Below are 21,993 nucleotides of genomic sequence, written 5' to 3'. Positions count from 1 at the left end.
CTTATATTGTCTTGATATGTATCGATGTTCTTTTGATACGGAACATCGTTCAACTTGTCGCCAGGACCGGCGAACCCCCTCGCAGCACACGGAAAGCGAGCTGAGCCGCCGGGCGAGTCGCGGCGCGGCCGCAGGCGCCCGCCCGGACGGGAGCTCAAAATCCCGCGGCCTGGGCGGCGTCAGCGTGCGGGCCGCCCGAACCGCCGCGGTTGTCGGATACGCCGCCACGAGCGCGGCCAGGGGGCCGGGATCGGCCACGCCTTCACCAGCGCCGCCCGCGCCGAACCGCGACCTTGACTCCCCGCCCCCGCCGGGGCGAGCGTCCGGCCGCCCTCGAGACGAGGGTGTCGGGGAAGTTTCCATGTCGCGCCTCAAGGTCGCGCTGCTCAGCGCGGCGCTGTTCGTTCCCGCGTTTTCGGCCCACGCCGACGGCCTGACGCCCGAGCGGGTGTTCGCCGATCCGGGCCTGAACGGGCGCGCGGCGCGCGGCGTGGCCCTGTCGCCCGACGGCCAGCTGGTCACCTATCTGAAGGCCAAGGACGAGGACCAGAACGTGCTGGACCTCTGGGCCGCCGACGTGAAGGGCGGCGAACCGCACCGCCTGATCGACGCGCGCGCCCTGGCGCCCGCGGACAAGGATCTGTCCGAGGCCGAGAAGGCCCGGCGCGAGCGCATGCGCGTCTCCTCGCGCGGCGTGGTCGAGTACCACTGGGACGAGGAAGGCCGCTTCATCCTGGCCCCGCTGGACGGCGACCTGTGGCTGGCCCAGCGCGCCGACGGCAAGGTGCGCCGGCTGACCGAGACGCCGGGCGACGAGGTCGACGCCAAGGTGTCGCCGAAGGGGACATTCGTCTCCTATGTCCGCGACCAGAACCTCTACGTCACCGACCTGGCCTCGGGCCGCGAACAGGCGCTCAGCACCGACGGCAAGAACACCCTGTCCTGGGGCGTGGCCGAGTTCGTCGCGCAGGAGGAGATGGACCGCGACACCGGCTACTGGTGGTCGCCAGACGAAACGAAGATCGCCCTGACCCGGGTCGACGAGAGCCCGGTCGACGTGATCCCCCGCCTGGACGTCGGCGCCGAGGGCGCGCGCATCATCGACCAGCGCTATCCGCGCGCCGGCCGGCCGAACGCGATCGTGGAGCTGTACGTTCACGACATGGCGCGGGGCCAGAAGGTCAAGGTCGACCTGGGCCCGAACACCGACATCTACCTGGCGCGCGTGACCTGGTCGCGCGACGGCAAGACCCTCTACGTTCAGCGCCAGAGCCGCGACCAGCGCACCCTGGACCTGCTGGCGGTCGATCCGTCCACCGGCGCCGCGCGCACCCTCCTGACCGAGACCTCGCCGCACTGGGTCGAGCTGACCGACGACTTCAAGCCGCTCAAGGACGGGACCTTCCTGTGGTCGTCGGAGCGGTCCGGCTGGCGCCACCTCTATCTGTACGGCGCCGACGGGCGGGTGGTCCGTCAGGTCACCACCGGCGATTGGCCGGTCGACAAGATCGAGGGCGTGGACGAGGCCAAAGGCCTGGTGCTGTTCGGCGCCTCGAAGGACACGCCGCTGGAGCGCCAGCTCTACAGCGTCTCCTACAAGCGCGGCGGCGCGTCCAAGCCGCTGACGCAAGGGCACGGCTGGTGGACAACGACCGTCGCCGACGCCGGCGGCGCCTTCGCGGGCACCTATTCCGATCTGTCGACCCCGCCGCGCACCGGCCTTTACGCGCCGGACGGCAAGCTGGTGCGCTGGATCGAGCCGAACACGCTCGACGCCTCGCACCCCTACTTCAAGTACCTGGACCAGCACCGCGCCCCGAGCTTCGGCGCGGTTAAGGCGTCGGACGGCACGGACCTGCAGTACGCGCTGTACACCCCGGCCGGCTTCGATCCGTCGAAGAAATACCCGGTGATCGTGTCGGTCTACGGCGGCCCGCACGTGCAGAACGTCAAGCGCGCCTGGGGCTCGCCCAACGACCAGCTGCTGCTGCAAGCCGGCTACGTGCTGTTCCGGCTGGACAACCGCGGTTCGGCCAACCGCTCCGAGGCGTTCAAGACCGCCATCGACCGCAAGCTCGGCACGGTGGAGGTCGAGGACCAGCTGGCCGGCGTGACCTTCCTGAAGACCCTGCCCTACGTCGATCCGAACCGGATCGGGGTGATGGGCTGGAGCTACGGCGGGTTCATGACCCTGATGCTGCTGACCGAGAAGAACTCGCCGTTCGCGGCGGGCGCCGCCGGCGCGCCGCCGACCGACTGGTCGCTGTACGACACCCACTACACCGAGCAGTTCATGGGCAAGCCGGAGGAGAACAAGGACGGCTACGCCCGCTCCGAGGTGATCCCCCGCCTGAAGGACCTCAAGGGCGACCTGCTGCTGCTGCAGGGCATGGCCGACGACAACGTCACCTTCGACAACAGCACCCGGGTGATGGAGGCGCTGCAGGCCGGCAGCCGCCCGTTCGAGACCATGGTCTATCCGGGCCAGCGGCACGGCGTCCGCGGCAACGCCAAGCAGCTGCACCTGTGGCGCACCTACCTCGACTTCTTCCGCCGCAAGCTGCAGCCGGGGAGCTGAACCGGAGCCCGGCCGCCCCGCGCGCGTTCAGGACGCCATGGCGTCCTTGATCATCAACGCGATCGGCGCGGTCGCGGCCGGCTGCACCATCGTCAGCTTCATCCCGCAGATCGCCAAGATCCTGCGCGAGCGCGACGCCTCGGCGGTGTCGCTGCGCATGTACCTGTTCACCGTCACCGCCTTCGTGCTGTGGACGCTGTACGGCGCGTTGCTGAAGGCCTGGCCGCTGGTGGCGGCCAACAGCGTCAGCCTGGCGTGCGCCGCCACCGCCCTGTGGTGCAAGTGGCGCTTCCGCGACGGGGCTCAGGCCGCGAAGGCGCGCTGAAGGATCCGCTCCAGCCATTCCGCGTCGACCTGGTCGAACGCGTTCTTCTCGGTGGCGTCGACGTCGAACACGGCGATCAGACGGCCCTCCGCGTCGAACACCGGCGCGACGATCTCGCTGGCCGAGCGGCTGTCGCAGGCGATGTGGCCGGGGAAGGCGTGGACGTCCGGCACGACCTGGGTCTTTTGCTGGGCGGCCGCCGCGCCGCACACGCCCCGGCCGAACGGGATGCGCAGGCAGCCCAGGGTGCCCTGGTAGGGCCCGACCACCAGCTCGTTCTGCTTCGTCTCGTCGACCAGGTAGAAGCCGGTCCAGAAGAAGGCCGGGAAGGCGTCGGCCAGCATGGAGCTGAGGGTGGCCATGCGCGCGATCCGGTTCGGCTCGCCCTCCAGCACCGAGGCGATCTCCTCGGCGACCTCGGCGTAGCGGGCGGCCTTGTCGGCGGGGCGGTCGGCGCGGGCGACGTAACTCATCAGGCGGACTCCGGTTTGCGCGCCACCATATAGGCCTCGCTGTTCAAAAAGAGAGGCCCCCCGCGCCACGGGCTGCCGACGATCCGCTCCAGGGCGAAGCGCGCCCTGAGCTGGCCCAGCAGCCGCCGGTGATCGAAGCCGAGGTGGTGGGGGAAATAGGCCCGCCCGGGCGCGATCTCGGCCAGGAGCCGCGGCTCGGGCGCCCGGCCGGCCGCCGCGCTCAGGATCGCCGGCCAGCGCGCGTCGTGCTCGCCCGGCCGACGCAGGACCCGGAAGGCGCCTTTGACCAGGGCCGGCGGGCCGACCTCGACCGGCACCCCGGCCACCAGACGCCCGCCCGGCTTCAGCACGCGGACGATCTCGTCCAGCGCCCGATCGGTCTCGGCCGGCGGCAGGTGCTCGAACACCTCCGTGCAAAACACCAGGTCGGCGGCGAAGGCCTCGAGCTCGGCCTCCTCGGCCGCCGCCGTCGCGTTGACCGCGCCGGCCAGCTGGGCCAGGGCCTGGGCGCGCAGGTCGGCGGCCGGCTCGAAGCAGGTCACCCGCGCCTTGGGGAAACGCCGGGCCAGGCGCAGGGCCAGTTCGCCGTCGCCGCCGCCGTAGTCGACGACCACCCCGGCGACGAACCCCTCCGGAACGAACCGCAGGGCGTCCGAAAGGCGACGCTCCTGAACCCAGCGCTTCAGCGGGTTCGGATCGCTTCGGGTCAATTCGGCGTAGCTGGTCGCCATGCGGCCCCTGTCTCTCCCACGCCCCAGTTCGCCGAAACCAAATAGCGCTGTTAGGTGTTCACCTTGACAGCGGGATCGCGCCGCCCGCACAAGTGCAGCGTAACAATTATAGTTAACATGCGCTGGGGTGGTGTGATGTTGGACGATGCCGCCGAAGCGCGTCGGATCCGTGCGACGCACTTCGGCCATGCGGCCTTCGTGAAACTGACGGCGGCCGCGCTCGTTGCGGCGGTCGCCCTGCCCCTGTCCGGGTGCGACGACGACTACGCCCTGTTCTCCGGTCGCAAGCCGCAAGGCGGCGAAGCCCGCCTGGGCTGTCCGCGGCCGGCGCCGATCACCGGCGTCCAGCCCGGGTTCAACGACCAGGAGCGCGAGATCCGCCGCCTGCGTCGCTCGGGCTTCCAGAACGACTTCTTCGCCCAGCTGGAGCTGGCCCGCCGCTACCGGGCCGAGCGCGCGGTCGACAAGAACCTGGAAGATCCGATCGAGTCCTCGGTCTGGTACGCGGTGGCCCTGGCCAACGCCGAAGGCTATGCGCCGATCAACCGGGCCGCGCCGCGCAAGAGCTTCGCGGGCTTCCGCCGGGCCGGCTACGACGACTGCCGCGCCTGGGAGCGCCACTTCGCCTACCAGGCGCTGGACCGCCAGCTGTCGCGCATGTCCAGCGACGAGCAGGCCAAGGTCCGCGACCGCGTGGTCTACATCCTGTCCAGCATGGGCGCGGAGGGCTACCGCACCCTGGCGCGCATCTACGACCAGGACTACGGCCCCTACGGCGAACCGGCCGACAACGCCCAGGCGCTGAACGCCTGGGGCAAGGGCGAGACCAAGAGCAAGGGCCACCGCGCGGCGCTGGGCCTGTTCCAGCGCAACGACGTGGACGCCTACCTCTACAACTACCTGGCGGTGCAGACCGGCGACGTCGGCGCCTACGTCCTGCTGAAGGACTTCGAGCGCTCCGATCCGCGCCGGGCCGGCTACGGCGCCTTCGTCGAGGCCAAGGCCAAGAAGTGGGTGCCGCCCTTCGAGTTCTATCCGACCGACGCCCCGGCCGGCGGCGTGCCGCACTCCGACGAGAGCGAGCCGCGCGGCGACGCCTATGAGCAGGCCCTGCGCCGGATCAACGAACTGCCGTTCACGCACGTCGGCCAGGCGCTGAAGTACCTGGGCGTCACCGAGACGGTGGCGACCAACCCCGACCAGCTGTCGCGCGGCAACGTCGAGACACTGGAAGGCATGCTGGGCCGCTCGCAGGACGGCCGGCTGGATCCGATCGAACGGGTGCGCGCCATTCAGTACGCCGCCGTCTCCGGCTCGCCGCGGGCGCAGCTGGTGCTGGCGGTGATGTACGCCGAGGGCGTGGGCGTGCCGGCCGACTACGCGCGCGCCTTCCACTGGTTCTCGGAGGCCGACAAGCAGGGTTCGGCCGAAGCCAAGTTCGCCATGTCCACCTACTTCGCGCTCGGCGTCTCCGGCGTGGCCGATCAGGACAAGGCCAAGGCGGTGGTCTACCGCATCGACTCGGCGCTGGAGGGCTTCGCGCCCACGGTCGAGCGGGTCCAGGGCATCCTCGCCCAGGTCTCGCGGTCGCAGCAGCGGTGAGCGCCATGGAGAAGACGAACCCGATGTCCAAGCGTCTCCGCGGCCTGGCGATCGCCGCGGCCCTCACCGTGGCCGCGCCCGCGGCCCAGGCCTTCCCCGACGCCAAGGTCGAGACCCAGCTGCGCCCCTGCTTCGGCCTGCTGACCGATCCGGCCGTGGCCAAGCGCTGCCAGGGCGGCAAGAAGCGGCACTACGACCGCGGCGACTACAACAAGGTCTACTGCGACCGCGCCCGCCCCGGCGACGTGAGCCGCAAGCTGGCCGGCATGCCGGCCGGCTCGACCCTTTACCTGGTGGCCAACACCCGGGCCTGCGAGGACTCGCTCGACATCACCAGGTCGATCACCATCATCGGCGAAGGCAGCGCGCGCGCGCACCTGCAGGCCCTGTCCGGCCGTCCGTGCGTCACCGTGCGCGGCGACGTGCGCGACGTGACCCTGGCCGACCTGCGCATCGCCACCGACCACGCCGGCGGCGTCGGCTGCATCGCCGCCCAGGGCCGCGACCTCAAGCTCGACCACACGCTGGTGAAGTACGACGGCGACGCCTCGGCCATCACCGTGCGCGGCGGCGGCCTGCTGACCCTGCAGCGCGACACTCACGTCGTGGCCCTGTCGCGCGAAGCGGCGGTCGACGTGGAGGGCGTGCTGGAAACCCGCAACGCCTCCATCTTCGCGGCGCGCTACGGCCTGCGCATCGCCCCGCAGGGCGACAGCCGGCTCGACGACCTGTCGATCGTGCGCCTGGACGACTGGACCGGCTCGGAGCGCGTGCAGAGCTCCGGCGGCCTGGTGGTGCGCGACGGCGCCGGGCGCCTGGTGCAGGTCAACGGCGGCAAGATCGACGGGTTCTCGCGCGGACTGATGGTGCTCGGCCAGGACGAGGTCATGATCGAGCGCGCCAAGATCCTGGGCGCGGACTGGGCCGTCACCTCCAACGGCCGACGCCTGCGCGTGGTCGGCAGCGAGATCGAGGCGGTCGAGGTCGGCGTCTATGTGGACACCGGCGAGGCCTGGGTCGGCGACAACACCTTCTTCGGCGTCCGCCGCGCCGGCATGTACGCCGAGTCCGGCGCGCGGGTGCGGGCGCGCGACAACGCCGTCTACGCCCACGCCGACGGCTGCCAGCGACTGGACCTGGGCGGCTTCAACCAGGATCGCTCCAGCCTGAGCTGCCGGCCCTGGTACGAGGCCCCGGAAATCTGGCGCAACCGCCGCGACGTCAACCGGCCCCGCTACGGCGAAATCTGGTCCTGACCGCCCGGCTCACAGGACGCCGAGAAAGCAAGAGGCCCGGCCGCCGCAGCGGCCGGGCCTCATTCTTTTTAACCGGCGGCTGGCGTGATCAGCAGGGCGCGTTCGCGGCCGACACGCCGGCCGACAGCACCGCGCCGGCGGCGAGCGCGCCCGCGCCCGACCCGCCGCTGAGCGCCGTGGCGGCCGCCGCCACGCCCAGACCGGTGGCCGAGCCGGCGAAGAAGTCGCTGACGAAGCGGCGGTGATCGGAGTCGTACGGGCCCGCCTCGGTCCGGGCCCGGCCGCCGTCGCTCATGGTCGTGCGCGCCGCGCAGCCGGTGTAGGGGTCGTAGGTGTCGTACTGCGGCCCCCGGCCGTCGGGATTGCCGGTGACCGACCAGCGCCGGCCGGTGTCGGCGTCGATGCCGCGCACGGTGGCGTCGTAGTCGCCGTTGTAGGCGTCGATCTCATAGGCGTCGCCGGTCTGGTCGTCGGCGGCGCACATGTAGGGCACGTTCGGCTGCGACAGGTCGCCGTCGACGGCGAAGGCCGAGGCCGTCTCGTCGTTGCGGCCGGTGACCTTCACGCCGCCGCCGTCGTTGTCGACCAGCACTTGGGTGCCGGTGGTCTGGTCGTAGGTCATGATCGCCGGCGCGCGGCGGCCGTTGTGCATGCCGCAGTAGCGCGAGCGGACCGGCTCGTCGTAAGGCCGGCGCACGTAGGGGTACGGATCGCGCGCGTCGCCGTAGCGGCCGTCGGCGTAGCGGTCGTCTGACCGATCGTCGTAGCGGGCGTCGACGCGATCGCCGTAACGGTCGTCCGCGTACCGATCGTCCCGCCGGTCCTCGGCGCGCCGGTCGTCCGCGCGCCGGTCGTCGTAGCGGCGATCGGCGCCGCGGTCGTCGCGCGCGCGCGCGTCATAGGCGGGACGGCCTTCCGCCGCCGCCGCCAGGGCCGAAGACGCCTGCGCCGCAATCGCGAACGCCGTCAGCAGGCACACCGTGCCGACCCGAAGCTTCATCACCCGTCCCTCACCTAGCGAACGTCGCTCGTCGACCTGCGGTCAACGGCGAAGCATAGAACGAAACCTCGCCGGGCGCCAAAAGTTCATTAACCATACGCTAGCGCTGGACGTCGCCCTGCGGTAACGATGTTACGCTCGTGCGAGGGGAGATCGTGATCATGAGAACACTGCTTCTGGTCGCGGCCCTCGCCGCCGCGGGCTGCACCACTTACCCGCACACCCCGCCGGCCCCGCCGCCCGGCCCGCCCCCGCCGGCCGCCTGGGATGCGCCCCCGCCGCCGCCCCCGCCGCTCTCGGAGATCCCCGGGCCCGAAGCCCGCTGATCGGCCGCATCGGTTCCAGCTAGACATCGTCCGCGCGCACCCCGAGACTGGCCCCGCCTTTGGGGGAGGGCGGGATGAAAGCAGCTGCGCGCGCCGACGACGAGGTCGTGTCGCCTGAGCTTCGCAAGAAGGCCATCCCGGCCTGCGAGATCCTGCTGCGCCTGATCCGCACGATCACCGACACCCAGCGCGAGGACCTCACCGACCTCGAGACCAGCGTCATCTACATCGCCGTGGCCTGCGCCACTGTCAGCGGCGCCATGCGCGACCCGGCGGTGCTCGACCTGCTGGATGCGGGCCAGCCGATCCCCGACGACGCGCGCCAGACGGTCAGCCGCCGCGCCATCGCCGAGTCCACCGGGCTGCCGCGCGAGACGGTGCGCCGCAAGATCGCCGTGCTGGTCGAAAAGGGCTTCCTGATCGAGGAAGGAAACGGGGTGCGCACGCCCCCGGACCCGATCCTGCACCATCGAAACCTGCAGTTCGTGCGCGAGCTGGTGCACGAGCTGGAGCGCGCCCCGGCGCGCCTGGCGCGCTACGACTGACCGCTCAGGCGGCCGTTACGCGCAAAGCCGGCAGGTCGTGGCGCACCTGGCGGACGTGTTCTTCGATGATCGCGCGGGCCGCCTGGGTGCGGCCGCTCAGCTCCGCCCCGGCGAAGGCCATCAGGCCGAAGCCGCGCACCTCGGTCTCGAGCGCCTCGGCGACGCGCTCGGCGCCCGCCGGCGTGTCGACCAGCACCTTCATCAGGGCGCGGGTCATGACTTCGAGGACCGTCACGTCGATCCACATGGCGTTCAAGTCGTTACGCAGCTTCTCGACAGACTCCATGGGGCGCGATCCTTTCGGGGGAGGAGGAACGGCGCGCCCTCTATCGTCATAAATCCGAAATACCTATGTTCAAGCGACCCATTCCGGGTCGATTGTCGCTCAGCTTTTTGAGGCGATGCTGGTCGAACCACGCCGATTACGGCGACTTTCCGACAAATTGCGGCCGAAAATTGTTCGGGAAGCGGCGACGCAGATCAACGAATACAGCGCAACACCCAGGTTCGTCCAGCGAATACGGCCGAACTAGGACCGGCCTGCGGCCGGCGCGGCCCCGGGGAAGGCGGGCAGACGCCAGCCGAAACGCAGCGCCCCGGCCCGCAGCGCGAAGCCCGCCACGGCGCCGGCGGCCCCGGCCGGGGTGGCGCCGACGCCCAGCTGGCCCAGGCCGACGAACACGCCCGCGCCCAGCAGGGCGGCGGTGATGTAGATCTCGCGGCGCATCAGCACCGAGGGCTCGCCGGAGAGCACGTCGCGGACCACCCCGCCGAAGGTCGAGGTCAACACGCCCATGACCACGCAAACCAGGGCCGGGAAGCCGAGCGCCTCGGCCTTGGCCGCCCCGACGACCGTGTAGGCGGCCAGGCCGATCGCATCGAGCCACAGCAGGGCGCCGAGCCCCGTGCGCCGGCCGCGCAGCACCCACACCGCCACCGAGGCCAGCAGGCACACGGCGAGGTAGCCCTGGTCGCGGGTCCAGAACACCGGCGCGTCCAGCAAGAGGTCGCGCAGCGTGCCGCCGCCGATGCCGGTGAACGCGCCGAAGAAGGCCAGCGCGATCAGGTCCTGCTTGCGCCGCGCCGCCGCCAGGGCGCCGGTGGCGGCGAACAGGGCCACGCCGGCGTAGTCCAGCCAGACCAGCGGAATGGGAATCGCCCCCGGAATCTCGACCACGCGAAACGCCCTCGCCTTGAAGACCTGCGCCCGATTGGCCCGGCGCGGGGCGCAGCGTCAAGCGGGCGAACCGCCGCCCCGCCCGCCTCGTTGTGGGCCCATGACCGATCCCGCCGACGAGCTTTTCCTCAAGCAGGCCGTGGAGTTGGCGCGCGAGAACGTGCTGGCGCGCCGCGGGCGGCCGTTCGGCGCGGTGCTGGTCCGCGACGGGAAGGTGCTGGCGACCGGGGTCAACGAGGTGCTGGCCGGCGGCGACCCCAGCGCCCACGCCGAGCTGCAGGCCATCCGGGCCGCGACCGCCGCCCTGGGCGACACGCGTCTGGACGGGGCGGTGATCTACGCCAGCGGCCAGCCCTGCCCCATGTGTCTGGCGGCCATGTACCTGACGGGCGTGTCCCGGGCGGCCTACGCGTCCTCCAACGCCGAGGGCGAGCCCTACGGCCTGTCGACCGCCGACATCTACGAGGACCTGTGCCGCCCGCCCGACCAGCGCCGGCTACGGGCCGAGCACGCGCCGATCACGGCGGAAGGCGAACCCCCTTACGAAGCCTGGCGGCGGCTGCAGGCCGGTGACGGCCCGTAAACCCGAGTCCGCCAGGGTGCGGCGCGTATCCGTTCGCGTAGAGGCGTATTGTTCGTGTCGCGTATCGCGTGGGCCGCCGTGGCGGCCGTCCTGTTGGCGAGCCCCGCCCTCGCCGTTCCTCTCCCTTCCGAACCCCTGATCGGCCGCGCCTCGGTGATCGACGGCGACACGCTGGAGATCGCCGGCAAGCGCGTGCGCCTGCACGGGGTCGACACCCCAGAAAGCGCCCAGACCTGCCTGAACGCCGACGGCGCGGCCTGGCGTTGCGGCCAGCGCGCCGCCCTGGCGCTTTCCGACCGGCTCGGCCAGCGCACCGTCACCTGCCGTCCGCGCGACGTCGATCGCTACGGTCGCATCGTCGCCGCGTGCAGCGTCGGCGGGCGCGACGTCGGCCGCTGGCTGGTCAGCCAGGGCTGGGCGGTCGCCTACCGGCAGTACTCGAAGGATTACGTCTCGGCCGAGGACGCCGCCCGCGTCGCGCGGCGGGGCATCTGGGCCGGGACCTTCACGCCGCCGGACGAATGGCGTCGGGAGCGCCGCGCCAGGGGCGCCGCAAAAAGGCTCGGGGCGCGCTAAGCCGTCGCATCCCCGCGCCCGCCGAACAACGGCATGTTAGGGTATAGCTCGGATTGTCGGGCGGGGGCCTCATGACCATCAAGACCATCGTCGCACGCGCCGAACTTGAGACGCCGCCGCTGACCGCGGGGAACCTGCTGCGCCGCCTGGCCGGCCGGCCGCTGAAGACGCGCCCCGCCGTGCACGAGGCCGAAGCGTTGGTCCGCCACAACGCCGGGCCGGAGCCGCGGCTGAAGCTGTCGGTCGAGGGCTTCACGGTCGTGGTCGACACGCCGGCCATCGACGGCTGCGACTGCGAGGTGCTGGACGTGAACCTCCGGAGCTCGACGCCCCGCTAGAGCGCGTTCCGCGTCAGGACTTCGCCTTCCAGATCCGCGCGGTGAACGGCGCCGTCTGGCAATGGCCCACGGACACGCCCCCTGAGGGGCTGGTCCAAGTGAAGCCGCCGTCCGTGCGCCGGATGATCATGGTCGCGCCGCCCGGCTGCAGCACCCGGATGACCTGATCGTCGGCCGACTGGATCGCGCTGGACGCGCGCGCGCACATCCGGTGGTCGCACATCAGCCGCCGCGAGAAATCCAGGCTGTAGCGCACCGGAATGCGGGCCCCGGCCGGGATTTCGATCGGGGCGGCGTCGCCGCTTCGGATCTGCTCGCTGGTGCAGATCAGGTCCAGTTGTTCGGGCGGAGCCTCGGCCATGACCGGCGTGACCGGCAACGCCGGAGCGGCCGCCGCGACCGCCAGGCGCGCGCCCCGCCGCAACAGACAGTCCCGTCCGGCCGCCTTGATGCGCTCGCAATAGCCGCCGGCCTCGGCGTCCGAAGCGAAGCCCGTCACCAGCGCCCGGTAGAAGGTCTTGCCGTCGCGCGAGATCGAGGTGACCTCGACGCCCCCGCCGCCGGGAAACAGGCGCCTGAACTTCTCCGCCTCGCTCTCGGCCACGGCCGGCGACGCGAACGCGCCGACCTGGACCTTGGTCTCGTCGATGGTGGGTTCGGCGCTGGCGGCCGAATGAGCGCTCAACGCGACAAAGGACGCCAGCCCTGCAAGCAAAGCCTTCATGCTCCCCCCGCTGAAGGCGCTGCTGGTCGCGCGGTCCGGCTGAGCCGATCACAGCCACGCGCGTCACGCCCCCGAAGCGTTAACGCACAGCTTGCGATCCGGTTTCATGAACGTCGCCGTCCGCAGGCCCGCTTGCGCGGGCCACTGCGAACCACCGTCCTCAGTGCTTGGCGTGCAGCGCCTTGACCGCGTCCAGCATCTTCTGGACGTGCTGGTCGGGATTGCTGTCGGTGTAGCTGGCGACGATCTTGCCGTTCGGGGCGATCACGTACGAGGTGCGGTTCGAGTACGCCGGATTGCCCTGGCTGCGCGCGTCGTAGCTCGCCGCGATCGTGGCGCCCGGGTCAGCGGCGACCAGGAACTTGTCGCGGCATTCCACCGACGAGAACTCGGCCACGCGATCGATATTACCCGCGGTGATCCCCACCACGGTGGCGCCCAGCTTCTTGAAGTCGTCGGTCGCCTCGGCGAACTCGTGGGCCTCCAGCGTGCAGCCCTTGGTGAAGGCGGCCGGGAAGAAATACAGCACCACCGGCCCCTTCTTCAGGGCCTCCTTCAGGGAGAAGGTCTGGGTCTTGCCGGCCAGCGCGCCCTGGGCGGTGAAGGCCGGGGCCGGCGCGCCGTCAGGCAGGGCCGCCCAGGCCGGCGCCGCGACGGCCATCGAAATGGCGGCGGCGAGAATCAATTTGCGCATGTCGTCTCCACTCAACGCCTTTTCCGGAGCGCTGGTAGGCGCGGCAGGACTCGAACCTGCAACCAGACCGTTATGAGCGGTCGGCTCTAACCATTGAGCTACGCGCCCGACGCAGCGGGGGTCCGGCGTAGCAAATCGGCCGCGGCGGGGAAAGCGGCGGAAGCGCGGCGGGAACCTGAACGGCTCAGCCTGACTTCCGGTCAGGTCCCGTTCAGCGAGCGGCGGTCACGTTGCCGTCACGGTTCGGGCTAAAGCTCAGCCGTCGACGGGGCGACGAACACCCCGCGAAACCGGAGACGACGAATGAAAGCCCTGCTCCGCTCCGCCGCGCTCGCCGGCGTCCTGCTGGCCGTAGCCGCCCCGGCGGCCCTGGCCCAGAGCGGCCCCATGCCCCCGGAGGGCGGCCCGCACATGATGATGATGCGGCACGGCCCGGTGCTGAACCTGTCCGCCTATGGCGAGACCCGGGTCGCCCCGGACATGGCCACGATCAGCCTGGGCGTGGTCACCGAGGCCCCGACCGCGGCCGACGCCATGCGCCAGAACCGCGAGCGCATGACCCAGATGATGGCGGCGCTGAAGAAGCAGGGCGTCGCCGAGAAGGACATCCAGACCTCGGGCCTGAACCTGTCGCCGCAGTACACCTATCGCGAAAACCAGCCGCCGCTGCTGCGCGGCTATCAGGCCACCAACCAGGTGACGGTCATCGTCTACGACCTGACCAGGCTGGGCCAGGCGGTCGACGCCACGGTGGCGGCCGGCGGCAACCAGGTGAACGGGATCAGCTTCGGCCTGCGCGACCCGCAGACGGCCGAGAACGCCGCCCGGGTCGCCGCGGTGAAGGCGCTAAAGGCCAAGGCCGACCTCTACGCGGGGGCGACCGGCCTGAAGATCAAGGGCCTGCAGAGCCTGTCGGAGGGCGGCGGCTACAGCGCCCCGCCGCCGATGCCGGTGCCGATGTTCAAAGCCGCCCGCGCGGAGGCGATGGACTCCACCCCGATCGCCGGCGGCGAACTGGTCCTGCGCGTCGACGTGCAGGGCGTGTACGAGATGCAGCCGTAAGGAACGAGGTCTCCCTCCCCATGAAGGGGAGGGAGAAGGATCACTTCACAGCCGCCTTCGCCTCGGCCGCCGCCACCTTGTCGGCGGCCGTTTGCATCAGGCCGTCCAGGGCCGCGCGGTCGAGGTACTCGCCGTGCAGCACCACGCCGTCGATCGCCCGCGTGGCGGAGATGTCCTTCAGCGGGTCGCGGTCCAGGATCACCAGGTCGGCGGCCTTGCCGGGCGCCACCGCGCCGTAGCGGTCGGTCTGGCCCAGGAACTTCGGCCCGGCCAGCGTGGCCGCCTGCAGGGTCTGCAGCGGGGTCAGGCCGGCGTCGACGAACAGCTTCAGCTCGTCGTGCAGGCCCACGCCCGGATAGTTGTACGAGTTCAGGAAGCCCGCGTCGGTGCCGGCCATCAGCATCACCCCGGCCTTGTGCAGCAACGGCAGCAGGCTGGCGTCCTGCTCGGCGCGGCGGTGACGCGCGGCGATCGCCGCCGCATCGTCCTTGGCGGCCCGCTCGATCCGCCAGGCGTAGGTCGCCTTCAGGCCCGGACCCAAGTAGCGCAGGTAGGGGTCGCGGGCGTGATCTTCCTGGTCGAGGTAGGCGATCACCCGCCCGCCGTTCAGCGTCGGCGTGATCGCCACGCCGTGCTCGGCCAGCTTGCGGAAGCCGACCTCGGCGGTCGCCGGATCGAAGCTTTCGACCAGCCGGTCGCGCGCCTGGGTGTAGGTCAGCTTGCCCGCCGCGTACTCCGCCGAGATCTCGGCGTCCTGGGGCGAAGCGGCCTTCAGCGCATAGTCGACGTGCTCGATCGAGCCCAGGCCCGCGGCCTCGATCTGGTCGATGGTCAGGGACAGCGGCACGTGCGCGGAGGTCTTCAGCCCGCGCGCCTTGGCCTCGCCCAGGGCGTAGAGGAAGAGCTCGGGTTTCAGCGTGTTGTCGGTGATCTTCACGAAGTCGACGTGCATGGCCTGGAGCTTGTCCAGACCGGCGCGCACCTCGGCCTCGCTGCCGACCTCCAGGTCGCCCGGCCAGATCGAGTTGATTCCCTCCAGCTTCGGGCCGGAGGTGAAGATGGTCGGCCCGAGCAGCTCGCCGCTGGCCACCGCCGCGCGCCAGGCCAGCACGCTGTCGCTGAGGTCGCCCGCGCAGTCGCGCACGGTGGTCACCCCGTTGGCGACATAGAGCGGCAGCAGGTCCTTGTTTTCCTCGATCAGGGCTTCGCCGCCGCCGAAGTGGACGTGCATGTCCCACAGGCCGGGGATGACGAACTTGCCCTTGCCGTCGACCACGCGGGCGGCGTCGAAGCGCTTGGCCCGGCGGTCGGCGTCGACCGCCACCACCGTGCCGTCGCGCACGGCCACGAGCCGGTCGGGCAGCAGGCGTCCGGTCTCGACGTCGACCACCGTGGCCTTGCGGACCAGAAGATCGACCTTCTCGGCCGCGCAAGCGCCGCCGGCCGCGGCCAGCACCAGGGTCAGGGCCGCAGCGCCCGCCAACTTACGCATGGAATCGTCTCCGGCGCCCCCGCCGGCCGGCCCGAGTCGGACCGCCGCCCCTAAGGGGGTCAGGCCGCCTTTTTGACGACGTTGCCTTCGTCCAGCAACACCACGCCGGGCGTGTAGTTGCGGGCTTCGGAGGCGTCCATCTGGCAATAGGTGACGACGATCACCTTGTCGCCCTTCTGGACCAGGCGCGCCGCGGCGCCGTTGACGCCGATCACCTTCGAGCCGCGCGGGGCCTCGATGGCGTAGGTGGTGAAGCGCGCGCCGGTGGTGATGTTCAGGACGTCCACCTGCTCGTGCGGGAAGATTCCCGAAGCGTCGAGCAGGTCACGGTCGATGGCGATCGAGCCTTCGTAGTCCAGATCGGCCTGGGTCACCGTCGCGCGGTGCAGCTTGGCCTTCATCATGGTCACCAGCAAGGGCGGCCTCACGCTTCCTGAGCGGCGATCACCCGCCGCGAACCGAGCGGTGATATAGCGAGGCAAGAGTTCCGCTTCAATATTCCGCGACCGCGAACAAAGTTCGCACCCGCGAAAAGGGGAAACTTCCCTGGCCGGACCGGGTTGAGGGGACCGTGCCCCGCCCCTGTCAGCCGCTGACCTCCTGCTTCGCCGCGCTCGCGCTCGGCCTAATGGGCTGCGGCCGGGACGAGGGCGCCCATTCGTCGACCAGGAAGGACGCCATGCCTGAACACAGCTCCGGCGAATCCATCGCCATCCTGCGCCTCGACGCGCGTCCGAACGCGCCGGCGATCCGCGTCACCTCGCCGGCCTTCTCGCCCGACGGCATGATCCCGCTGCGCAACAGCGCCTACGGCGACAACTGGTCGCCGCCGCTGACCTGGACCGCAACGCCGGGCGCCCAGAGCTACGCCCTGATCGTGGAAGACCCGGACGCGCCGCGCGCCGAGCCCTTCGTGCACTGGATCGCCTGGAACATTCCCGGCGACGTCACCTCGCTGCCGGAGAACCTGTCCAAGGCCGAGAAGCCCGGCCAGCCGCAGGGCATGATCCAGGGCGTCAACGGGGCCGGCGAGACCGGCTGGTTCGGGCCGCGCCCGCCGGCCGGGCACGGCGTGCACCGCTATCACTTCCAGCTGTTCGCGCTGGACGGAAAGCTGGACATCGGTCCCGACGCCGAACTGCAGACCCTGATGAACGCCATGAAGGGACGCATCCTCGCCGAGGGCGAGCTGGTCGGCCGTTTCGAGCAGAAGCGTCCGCAGTAGCGGCGCCGGGACCTGGTCCTTAGCGCGGACGCGACTGCGTCTTCACGCACATGGGCTTGCCCTCGAAGGTGTCGCCGATCAGCGAGCCGTCGCGGGCGGCCGCCTTGCGGGCGCGGTCCAGGGCCGCGGATTCGGCCGGCGGGGTCTGGCCCTCAGCGCACCAGGACGCCTTCACCTTGGCGCTGTCGCCCGGACAGACGCACATGTCGTCGTCGCCGGACATGCCGCCGCGGTCGCAGACGACGCCGACGCGCTGGCCGTTGCTGAGGCACACGTAGGTCTGGCTGTCACGGCTGCCGGCGTAGGCGCCCCCGCCCATGAACGCGGCCGCGAGGCCGACTGCGAGAACTGTCTTCAACATACGTTTCTCCCGAAGTTCCCCGTCCCCGCGATAACTGTCGCCGCAGCAGAGCAGTTCGACAAGCCCGCGTTCGTCGACCTCCGGCGTGTGCGTTCACCACGTTTGCACGCACGCGCTTAACCCCGCCGCGCGAGGGTGCGGGACGAGGAGCTTTCCGCATGCAAGCCATCGCCGCCTCCGCCGCCGGAATCGCCAACGCGATCAACCGCTTCGACGCCAGCGCCCAGCGCACGGCCCGCTGGGGCTCGTCTGTGGGCGGCGACGTCGACCTCGCCCAGGAGGCGGTGGAGATGATCGGCGCCAAGGCGGCGCTGAAGGCCAACGTGCAGGCGATGAAGACCGCGGACGAGATGACCGGCGTCCTGCTCGACATCATCGCCTGAGCTGCGAGCGGCTTTGACAGCCGCCCGGCGCGCGTCTAACGGCGCGCCATGTCGACCCTGCAGACCCTCTTCGTCACCGAAGTCTACCGCGCCGCGGTCGCGCCGGACCCGGCCTTCCTGGCCGAGCTGGAGGCGACCTGCTTCGGCATCGCCGAGGAGGATCGCGCCGGGCGCGCCTGGTGCCGCGAGCACGGCTATCGCGGCTACACCTCCTACGCCTCGCTGGACGACCTGCCGATGCGGGCCAGCGTGTTCGACGAACTGAGGCGCAAGCTGGACAAGCACGTCGCCAGCTTCGCCCAGGCGCTTGAGCTGGACCTCGGCGGCCGGCGGCTGAAGCTGGACAGCCTGTGGATCAACATCCTCAAGCCCGGCGGCGCGCACAGCGGCCACATCCACCCGCACAGCGTGGTGTCCGGCACCTTCTATGTGAACGTCCCGGAGGGGGCGAGCGCGCTGAAGCTGGAGGATCCGCGCCTGGCCATGATGATGGCCGCGCCCACCCGCCGCGCCGACGCGGCGCTGCAGCGGCGCCCGTTCGTCTATCTGCAGCCGGCCGCCGGCGACGTGATCTTGTGGGAGAGCTGGCTGCGCCACGAGGTGCCTGCCAACGCCGCCAAGCAGGAGCGGATCAGCGTCAGCTTCAACTACGGCTGGCGATAATCCGCCCCCACGGGCGAGGGATCACTTCTTCCCGAACAACTCGCCGAAGAAGTCGCCCTTGTTCCAGTGCGGGCGCTCGGGCGTGTCGGCCAGTTCGCGGGCGATCTCGTAGTTCACCTTGGCGAACAGGGCGCCCGCCCGCCAGTCGATGGGCTGGTTCAGATCGTCGCCGGGCCGGTGGTAGCGCTCCTTCAGGAACGACTTGATCGCCGCCTCGCCGCCGTTGGCCGGGCCGGTCATCAGGAACACCGACGGCACGCCCTGCTCGACGAAGCGGTAGTGGTCCGAACGGGTGAACAGGCCCTGCTCCGGCATGAAGTCGGGCGACAGGCCGACTCCGGCGCGGGCGACGGCGTGCTGCACTGTCGGGCCCAGGGACGAACGCTCGGCCCCGAACGCCACCACGTCGGTGAAGGCGTAGTTCAGCACCGGCATGTCGAGGTTCACGTCGGCGACCATGGCCGACTTCGGCACGGTCGGGTTGGAGGCGAAGTACTCCGAGCCGATCAGGCCCTTTTCCTCGGCGGTCACGGCCACGAACAGCACCGAGCGGCGCGGCTTGGACCCCGCATCCATGAAGCCGCGGGCAGCCTCGAGCATGGAGGCGATGCCGGTGGCGTTGTCCATCGCCCCATTGTGGATGCCGTCGCCGCCGTCGGCCCGCACCTGCACGCCGACGTGGTCGAGGTGGGCGGAGAGCACCACGTACTCGTTCTTCAGGACCGGGTCCGAGCCCTCGATCATGCCAACGACGTTCTCGCTCTCGACGGGGCGGGTCTCGGTCTTCAGGTCGGCCGCCAGTTTGGCCTTCAGCGCGAAGCGCGGCGGCGCGCCTTCGGGCTTGGCGGCGGCGGCGAAGATCGCGTCGAGCGTCTGGGGCGCGCCCTGGAACAGCTTGGCGGCGCCGGCCAGGCTCAGCGTGCCCAGCAGGGCCGCGTCACCGCCGTGCACCGCCGGGCGGCCCGCGGCGTCGCGCCAGGTCATCGACCAGCTGTCCTGGTGCGAGCGGCGGTTGGCCCACGGGCGCACCTTTTCCGCCTCCGCCGTGGGCAGGAAGACGACGCCGACCGCCCCGCGCGCGGCCGCAGCGTCGCGCTTCACCTTCAGGCTGGAGAAGTAGGCACGCTCCTCGGTCTGGAACGAGTTGGGCGCTCCCTCCAGGAAGACGACGATCTTCCCTTTCACGTCGAGCCCGGCGAAGTCGTCGCGGCCCCGGCCGGGATCGACCACGCCGTAGCCCGCGAACACCACCGGCGCGCTCAGCTTGACCTCGGCCGAGCGCGGATCAGCGCCGGGCAGGTAGTCGTCGCCGTAGACCAGGCGCACGGCCTTGCCGTCCGCCCCGGTCAGGGTCATCTCGCCCTGCCCGGCCGTGCGGTAGGCGGTGAGCGGGACGTGCTGCAAATAGCTGCCGGCGTCGCCGGCCGGCTTCAGGCCCAGCTTGGTGAACTCGGCCGCCACGTAGGTGGCCGCCAGGTCGTAGGCGGCCGTGCCGGTCTCGCGGCCAAGCATGCGGTCGTCGGCCAGGAAGGTCACGTGGCCCTTGAACACGTCGGCCGACGGCTGGAATCCGCCCGGCGCCTCCGCCGCGACGGCCGCGCCGCCGATCACCGAAGCTAACACCGCAGCCGTGGCACCGGCCCAAATCTGTTTCGCGCGCACGAACGCCCCCTCGCCTGTCTCCGCCCGGTGTACGCCCGGACTTGCCGGCGGCGATACCAGGCTTGGCCGCGTCCGGGGTCAAGCGCGACCGCGACCAAGCGACAAAGAAGCGCTCAGAACAGGCTGTCGAACCGGATCGGCAGGGCGATGCCGAAGGTGTAGTCCGGCGCGGCTTCGGTCAGGCCCACCCCGACCTGCACGTCCAGCAGGACGCGCTTGGTCAGCACTGCCGAGGCTCCGAGGTTGAGGGTGCTGACCGTGGTGTCGGAGCCCGGCACGTCATTGCCCCTGAACTTGGTCTGCGACACCCAGTTCTGGTCGATGTTGAAGCGCAAGGACGTGGTCGGGGTGACCGCGAGCACGGCGCCCAGCGACAGGCCGATCTGGTCGCCCGGCGTGATGTCGTGCGCCTCGAAGGTGTTCTCGTAGGACAGCGTGCCCACCCAGACCAACGGGTCGGCGCGCTTCACCGCGGTCAGCGACACGCCGAGTTCGTCGAAGTCGCTGCCGAAGCGGAAATTCCCGTCCGTCTCGCCGGTGGTGGTGTTCCAGTTGAGCGCCGCGATCACGTCGGGCCGGCGGCCCTTCTCGCGCATCAGCACCTTGCTCAGCGCGACGCCCAGGTCGCCCCAGCCGTCGCCGTCGAGGCGGCTTTCCAGCAGGTCCGAAAAGCCCGTCGACGTGACCGTGGAGACGTCCCGCCAGTTGTAGGGGATGTTGAACTCGATCTGGGATTCCCAAGGCAGGCCGTAGCGCAGGGCCAGCGCCGCCTGGACGGCCTCGGTGCGCACCCGCTGCTGGCCGATCGCGTCGACGCCGTCCTGGGTGACCAGGACGGGCGCGTCGGCTTCGAGCCAGCCGTACTGCACGCTGGGCTGGACCTCGAACGAGTTGGCCGGGAGCAGCAGCGCGCCGGTCGCCACCAGGGTGCGTTCCAGCGCCCGTTCGGCCGCCTCTTCGTCGACGGCGAACTGGCCTGGGGCGCCTGAAGGCGGCGGCGTGCCGCCCTGCGCGGTCTGGGTGTTCTGCGGAGCGGGCGCGCCGGGCTGCGTGTTCGGGGGCGCGGCGACCGGCGCCGCTGCGGCGACCACGTTGCCGGGGGCCGCCGGGGACGGAGCCGCCGGCGCCGCCTGGGCGACCTGGGCCGCCGACGACGACGAAGCGGGTGGGACTGGAGCGGCGGCGACGTTTGCAACGCCGCCGGGCGTGCCCTGCGCCCGGGCCTGACCGGCGGCGCGCTCCAGCGCCTCCACCCGGCGCAGCAGGTCGGCGATGACCGCGTCACGCTCGTCGAGCTGGTGCTTCAGCTCCTCGGCGGATGGCGACGGCGCCTGCGCCTGGGTCGGCACCGCCGACAATGAGAGCGCGAGGGCGGTGGTGACCGCGGCGGCGGCGACGGAATTGCGCAACGCGCGCCGGCGCCGGCGCCGGCGCTCGCCCGGCAAGTGCGCGTCCCCCATGTTAAAGACCCTTCGGCTGCTGTGCAGTTTGTTATGCGGGGCGCTATCGTGCCAACGGCGACACCGCGATGCGCAACACGGACTCCGGCGGTAGCTGAATTGTTTCGGAGGGTCCCAATTGGTTGGGGGGCTCGCGACCGTCGGTGCGGCGCACCACGAAGCCGACCCGTCCCATCTTCGGGTGGTTGATCCAGGCCTTTTCGAACGCCTCCGCCGGCATGGTCCGATTGCCGAACGCCGGGTCGGCGAAATAGACGGTGCCGTCGCGCACGCCGGTGACCACCACGAAGTGGTTGTATCCAATGAAATTCATCGGCGTGATCATCGGCGCGTAGGTGATCAGGTCGCGCAGGGTGAGCTTGCCGAAGCCGACGCCCTCATAGCCGCGGCTGGAGACGTAACGCTTGAGGTCGAGCATGGAGAATCCCTCGCGGATTCTCACCAGTTCCGGATGGGCGATATATTCCTTCCGGCTGATCAGCCCCCGCGCGATCTCCTTCTCGGTGACGTGATCGCCGTGCTGGTAGTTCAGGATGGTGGCCAGGGCGGCGGCGCCGCAGCTGAGGTCGAACTTCTGGACGACGACCTTGTCCTGCCGGATCTCAAGCATCGAGCGCACCGGCTCGGCGGCGTGCGCCTCAGCGGCGAGCGCGGCGGCGACAAGCGCGCCGGCCGAGTAGATCAGATTTCGCATGAGGGGCTTCATGACGACCTCCGGGTCCAGCGGCCCGCCGGCGTTCGGCCGGGCGGGCCGCCG

The 21,993-nt window shown here is 70.8% G+C and carries 26 protein-coding genes and 1 tRNA gene; 13 read left to right on the top strand and 14 right to left on the bottom strand.

Annotation, left to right across the window (positions count from 1 at the left end):
- Window positions 1-361: 361 nt before the first annotated feature.
- Together H8B08_RS02165 and H8B08_RS02160 are read left to right on the top strand one after the other, a co-directional pair.
- Complete coding sequence (locus tag H8B08_RS02165; RefSeq protein WP_187448563.1) at window positions 362-2,578, top strand: S9 family peptidase; 2,217 nt, start codon at window positions 362-364, stop codon at window positions 2,576-2,578.
- Window positions 2,579-2,615: 37 nt separating this feature from the next.
- On the top strand, window positions 2,616-2,903 hold the full coding sequence (locus H8B08_RS02160; RefSeq protein WP_187448562.1) for a SemiSWEET family sugar transporter: 288 nt from the start codon (window positions 2,616-2,618) through the stop codon (window positions 2,901-2,903).
- On the opposite strand, the gene H8B08_RS02155 is transcribed toward H8B08_RS02160, so the two are convergent.
- Both H8B08_RS02155 and H8B08_RS02150 read right to left on the bottom strand, forming a co-directional pair.
- On the bottom strand, window positions 2,882-3,376 hold the full coding sequence (locus H8B08_RS02155) for a GAF domain-containing protein (protein ID WP_187448561.1): 495 nt from the start codon (window positions 3,374-3,376) through the stop codon (window positions 2,882-2,884). The genes H8B08_RS02160 and H8B08_RS02155 overlap by 22 nt on opposite strands.
- Window positions 3,376-4,107 (bottom strand): bifunctional 2-polyprenyl-6-hydroxyphenol methylase/3-demethylubiquinol 3-O-methyltransferase UbiG, encoded by a 732-nt coding sequence (locus tag H8B08_RS02150; protein WP_187448560.1) that lies wholly within the window; start codon window positions 4,105-4,107, stop codon window positions 3,376-3,378. Before H8B08_RS02150 ends, H8B08_RS02155 begins: the two co-directional genes overlap by 1 nt.
- Window positions 4,108-4,242: 135 nt before the next feature.
- Here H8B08_RS02150 and H8B08_RS02145 point away from each other — a divergent pair, with 135 nt between their 5' ends.
- Window positions 4,243-5,709 carry a tetratricopeptide repeat protein gene (locus H8B08_RS02145; RefSeq protein ID WP_255500617.1) on the top strand — a complete coding sequence of 489 codons (1,467 nt, stop codon included), beginning with the start codon at window positions 4,243-4,245 and terminating at the stop codon, window positions 5,707-5,709.
- A gap of 23 nt (window positions 5,710-5,732) precedes the next feature.
- Window positions 5,733-6,965, top strand: a complete 1,233-nt coding sequence (locus H8B08_RS02140; RefSeq protein ID WP_187448558.1) for a hypothetical protein — start codon at window positions 5,733-5,735, stop codon at window positions 6,963-6,965.
- Window positions 6,966-7,053: 88 nt separating this feature from the next.
- Here the strand turns inward: H8B08_RS02140 and H8B08_RS02135 are convergent, their stop codons facing one another.
- Window positions 7,054-7,965, bottom strand: coding sequence for a hypothetical protein (locus H8B08_RS02135; RefSeq protein WP_187448557.1), 912 nt, complete (start codon window positions 7,963-7,965; stop codon window positions 7,054-7,056).
- Window positions 7,966-8,126: 161 nt separating this feature from the next.
- Here H8B08_RS02135 and H8B08_RS02130 point away from each other — a divergent pair, with 161 nt between their 5' ends.
- Together H8B08_RS02130 and H8B08_RS02125 are read left to right on the top strand one after the other, a co-directional pair.
- Window positions 8,127-8,291: a hypothetical protein gene (locus H8B08_RS02130; protein WP_187448556.1), complete on the top strand. Its 165-nt coding sequence runs from the start codon at window positions 8,127-8,129 to the stop codon at window positions 8,289-8,291.
- A gap of 74 nt (window positions 8,292-8,365) precedes the next feature.
- Window positions 8,366-8,836, top strand: coding sequence for a hypothetical protein (locus tag H8B08_RS02125; protein ID WP_187448555.1), 471 nt, complete (start codon window positions 8,366-8,368; stop codon window positions 8,834-8,836).
- Window positions 8,837-8,840: 4 nt separating this feature from the next.
- On the opposite strand, the gene H8B08_RS02120 is transcribed toward H8B08_RS02125, so the two are convergent.
- Together H8B08_RS02120 and H8B08_RS02115 are read right to left on the bottom strand one after the other, a co-directional pair.
- A complete protein-coding gene (locus tag H8B08_RS02120; protein ID WP_187448554.1) occupies window positions 8,841-9,122 on the bottom strand; it encodes a hypothetical protein in 282 nt (93 codons plus the stop codon).
- Between the two features lie 243 nt (window positions 9,123-9,365).
- On the bottom strand, window positions 9,366-10,013 hold the full coding sequence (locus tag H8B08_RS02115) for a trimeric intracellular cation channel family protein (RefSeq protein WP_187448553.1): 648 nt from the start codon (window positions 10,011-10,013) through the stop codon (window positions 9,366-9,368).
- A 100-nt stretch (window positions 10,014-10,113) separates the two neighbouring features.
- Here H8B08_RS02115 and H8B08_RS02110 point away from each other — a divergent pair, with 100 nt between their 5' ends.
- The 3 genes from H8B08_RS02110 (at window position 10,114) to H8B08_RS02100 (ending at window position 11,510) form a co-directional block, all read left to right on the top strand.
- Window positions 10,114-10,596 carry a nucleoside deaminase gene (locus tag H8B08_RS02110; RefSeq protein ID WP_187448552.1) on the top strand — a complete coding sequence of 161 codons (483 nt, stop codon included), beginning with the start codon at window positions 10,114-10,116 and terminating at the stop codon, window positions 10,594-10,596.
- Between the two features lie 54 nt (window positions 10,597-10,650).
- Window positions 10,651-11,172, top strand: coding sequence for a thermonuclease family protein (locus tag H8B08_RS02105; RefSeq protein ID WP_222934249.1), 522 nt, complete (start codon window positions 10,651-10,653; stop codon window positions 11,170-11,172).
- 71 nt (window positions 11,173-11,243) lie between these two features.
- On the top strand, window positions 11,244-11,510 hold the full coding sequence (locus tag H8B08_RS02100) for a hypothetical protein (RefSeq protein WP_187448551.1): 267 nt from the start codon (window positions 11,244-11,246) through the stop codon (window positions 11,508-11,510).
- Window positions 11,511-11,523: 13 nt separating this feature from the next.
- On the opposite strand, the gene H8B08_RS02095 is transcribed toward H8B08_RS02100, so the two are convergent.
- From H8B08_RS02095 to H8B08_RS02085, 3 genes are all read right to left on the bottom strand, one after another.
- Window positions 11,524-12,195 carry an SPOR domain-containing protein gene (locus H8B08_RS02095; RefSeq protein ID WP_187448550.1) on the bottom strand — a complete coding sequence of 224 codons (672 nt, stop codon included), beginning with the start codon at window positions 12,193-12,195 and terminating at the stop codon, window positions 11,524-11,526.
- A gap of 199 nt (window positions 12,196-12,394) precedes the next feature.
- Window positions 12,395-12,928, bottom strand: a complete 534-nt coding sequence (locus H8B08_RS02090) for a peroxiredoxin (RefSeq protein ID WP_187448549.1) — start codon at window positions 12,926-12,928, stop codon at window positions 12,395-12,397.
- A 32-nt stretch (window positions 12,929-12,960) separates the two neighbouring features.
- Window positions 12,961-13,036: transfer RNA gene (locus H8B08_RS02085), tRNA-Ile, on the bottom strand.
- Window positions 13,037-13,231: 195 nt separating this feature from the next.
- Here H8B08_RS02085 and H8B08_RS02080 point away from each other — a divergent pair.
- A complete protein-coding gene (locus H8B08_RS02080; protein ID WP_187448548.1) occupies window positions 13,232-13,990 on the top strand; it encodes an SIMPL domain-containing protein in 759 nt (252 codons plus the stop codon).
- A 40-nt stretch (window positions 13,991-14,030) separates the two neighbouring features.
- Here the strand turns inward: H8B08_RS02080 and H8B08_RS02075 are convergent, their stop codons facing one another.
- On the bottom strand, window positions 14,031-15,482 hold the full coding sequence (locus tag H8B08_RS02075; protein WP_187448547.1) for an amidohydrolase family protein: 1,452 nt from the start codon (window positions 15,480-15,482) through the stop codon (window positions 14,031-14,033).
- Between the two features lie 59 nt (window positions 15,483-15,541).
- Window positions 15,542-15,898, bottom strand: a complete 357-nt coding sequence (gene panD, locus H8B08_RS02070; protein WP_163262094.1) for an aspartate 1-decarboxylase — start codon at window positions 15,896-15,898, stop codon at window positions 15,542-15,544.
- A 263-nt stretch (window positions 15,899-16,161) separates the two neighbouring features.
- Between panD and H8B08_RS02065 the strand changes: the two genes are divergently transcribed.
- Window positions 16,162-16,707 carry a YbhB/YbcL family Raf kinase inhibitor-like protein gene (locus H8B08_RS02065; RefSeq protein WP_255500616.1) on the top strand — a complete coding sequence of 182 codons (546 nt, stop codon included), beginning with the start codon at window positions 16,162-16,164 and terminating at the stop codon, window positions 16,705-16,707.
- Window positions 16,708-16,726: 19 nt separating this feature from the next.
- Here the strand turns inward: H8B08_RS02065 and H8B08_RS02060 are convergent, their stop codons facing one another.
- Window positions 16,727-17,068, bottom strand: coding sequence for a hypothetical protein (locus H8B08_RS02060; RefSeq protein ID WP_187448546.1), 342 nt, complete (start codon window positions 17,066-17,068; stop codon window positions 16,727-16,729).
- 158 nt (window positions 17,069-17,226) lie between these two features.
- On the opposite strand from H8B08_RS02060, the gene H8B08_RS02055 reads away from it, so the two are divergent.
- Entirely contained in the window at window positions 17,227-17,451 is a 225-nt protein-coding gene (locus H8B08_RS02055; protein ID WP_187448545.1) for a flagellar basal body rod C-terminal domain-containing protein, read from the top strand.
- A 48-nt stretch (window positions 17,452-17,499) separates the two neighbouring features.
- Window positions 17,500-18,114, top strand: a complete 615-nt coding sequence (locus H8B08_RS02050) for a TIGR02466 family protein (protein ID WP_187448544.1) — start codon at window positions 17,500-17,502, stop codon at window positions 18,112-18,114.
- 21 nt (window positions 18,115-18,135) lie between these two features.
- Here H8B08_RS02050 and H8B08_RS02045 read toward each other — a convergent pair whose 3' ends face one another.
- The 3 genes from H8B08_RS02045 to H8B08_RS02035 all read right to left on the bottom strand — a co-directional run bounded on the left by H8B08_RS02045 (window position 18,136) and on the right by H8B08_RS02035 (window position 21,930).
- On the bottom strand, window positions 18,136-19,776 hold the full coding sequence (locus tag H8B08_RS02045) for a M20/M25/M40 family metallo-hydrolase (RefSeq protein WP_370545375.1): 1,641 nt from the start codon (window positions 19,774-19,776) through the stop codon (window positions 18,136-18,138).
- A 113-nt stretch (window positions 19,777-19,889) separates the two neighbouring features.
- Window positions 19,890-21,236, bottom strand: coding sequence for a transporter (locus H8B08_RS02040; RefSeq protein ID WP_187448543.1), 1,347 nt, complete (start codon window positions 21,234-21,236; stop codon window positions 19,890-19,892).
- A 43-nt stretch (window positions 21,237-21,279) separates the two neighbouring features.
- Entirely contained in the window at window positions 21,280-21,930 is a 651-nt protein-coding gene (locus H8B08_RS02035; protein ID WP_222934248.1) for a C39 family peptidase, read from the bottom strand.
- Between the last annotated feature and the right edge of the window lie 63 nt (window positions 21,931-21,993).

The organism is Caulobacter sp. 17J80-11 (assembly GCF_014349105.1).
Classification (GTDB): Bacteria; Pseudomonadota; Alphaproteobacteria; order Caulobacterales; family Caulobacteraceae; genus 17J80-11.
This window is presented reverse-complemented; position numbering and strand designations above follow the sequence as displayed.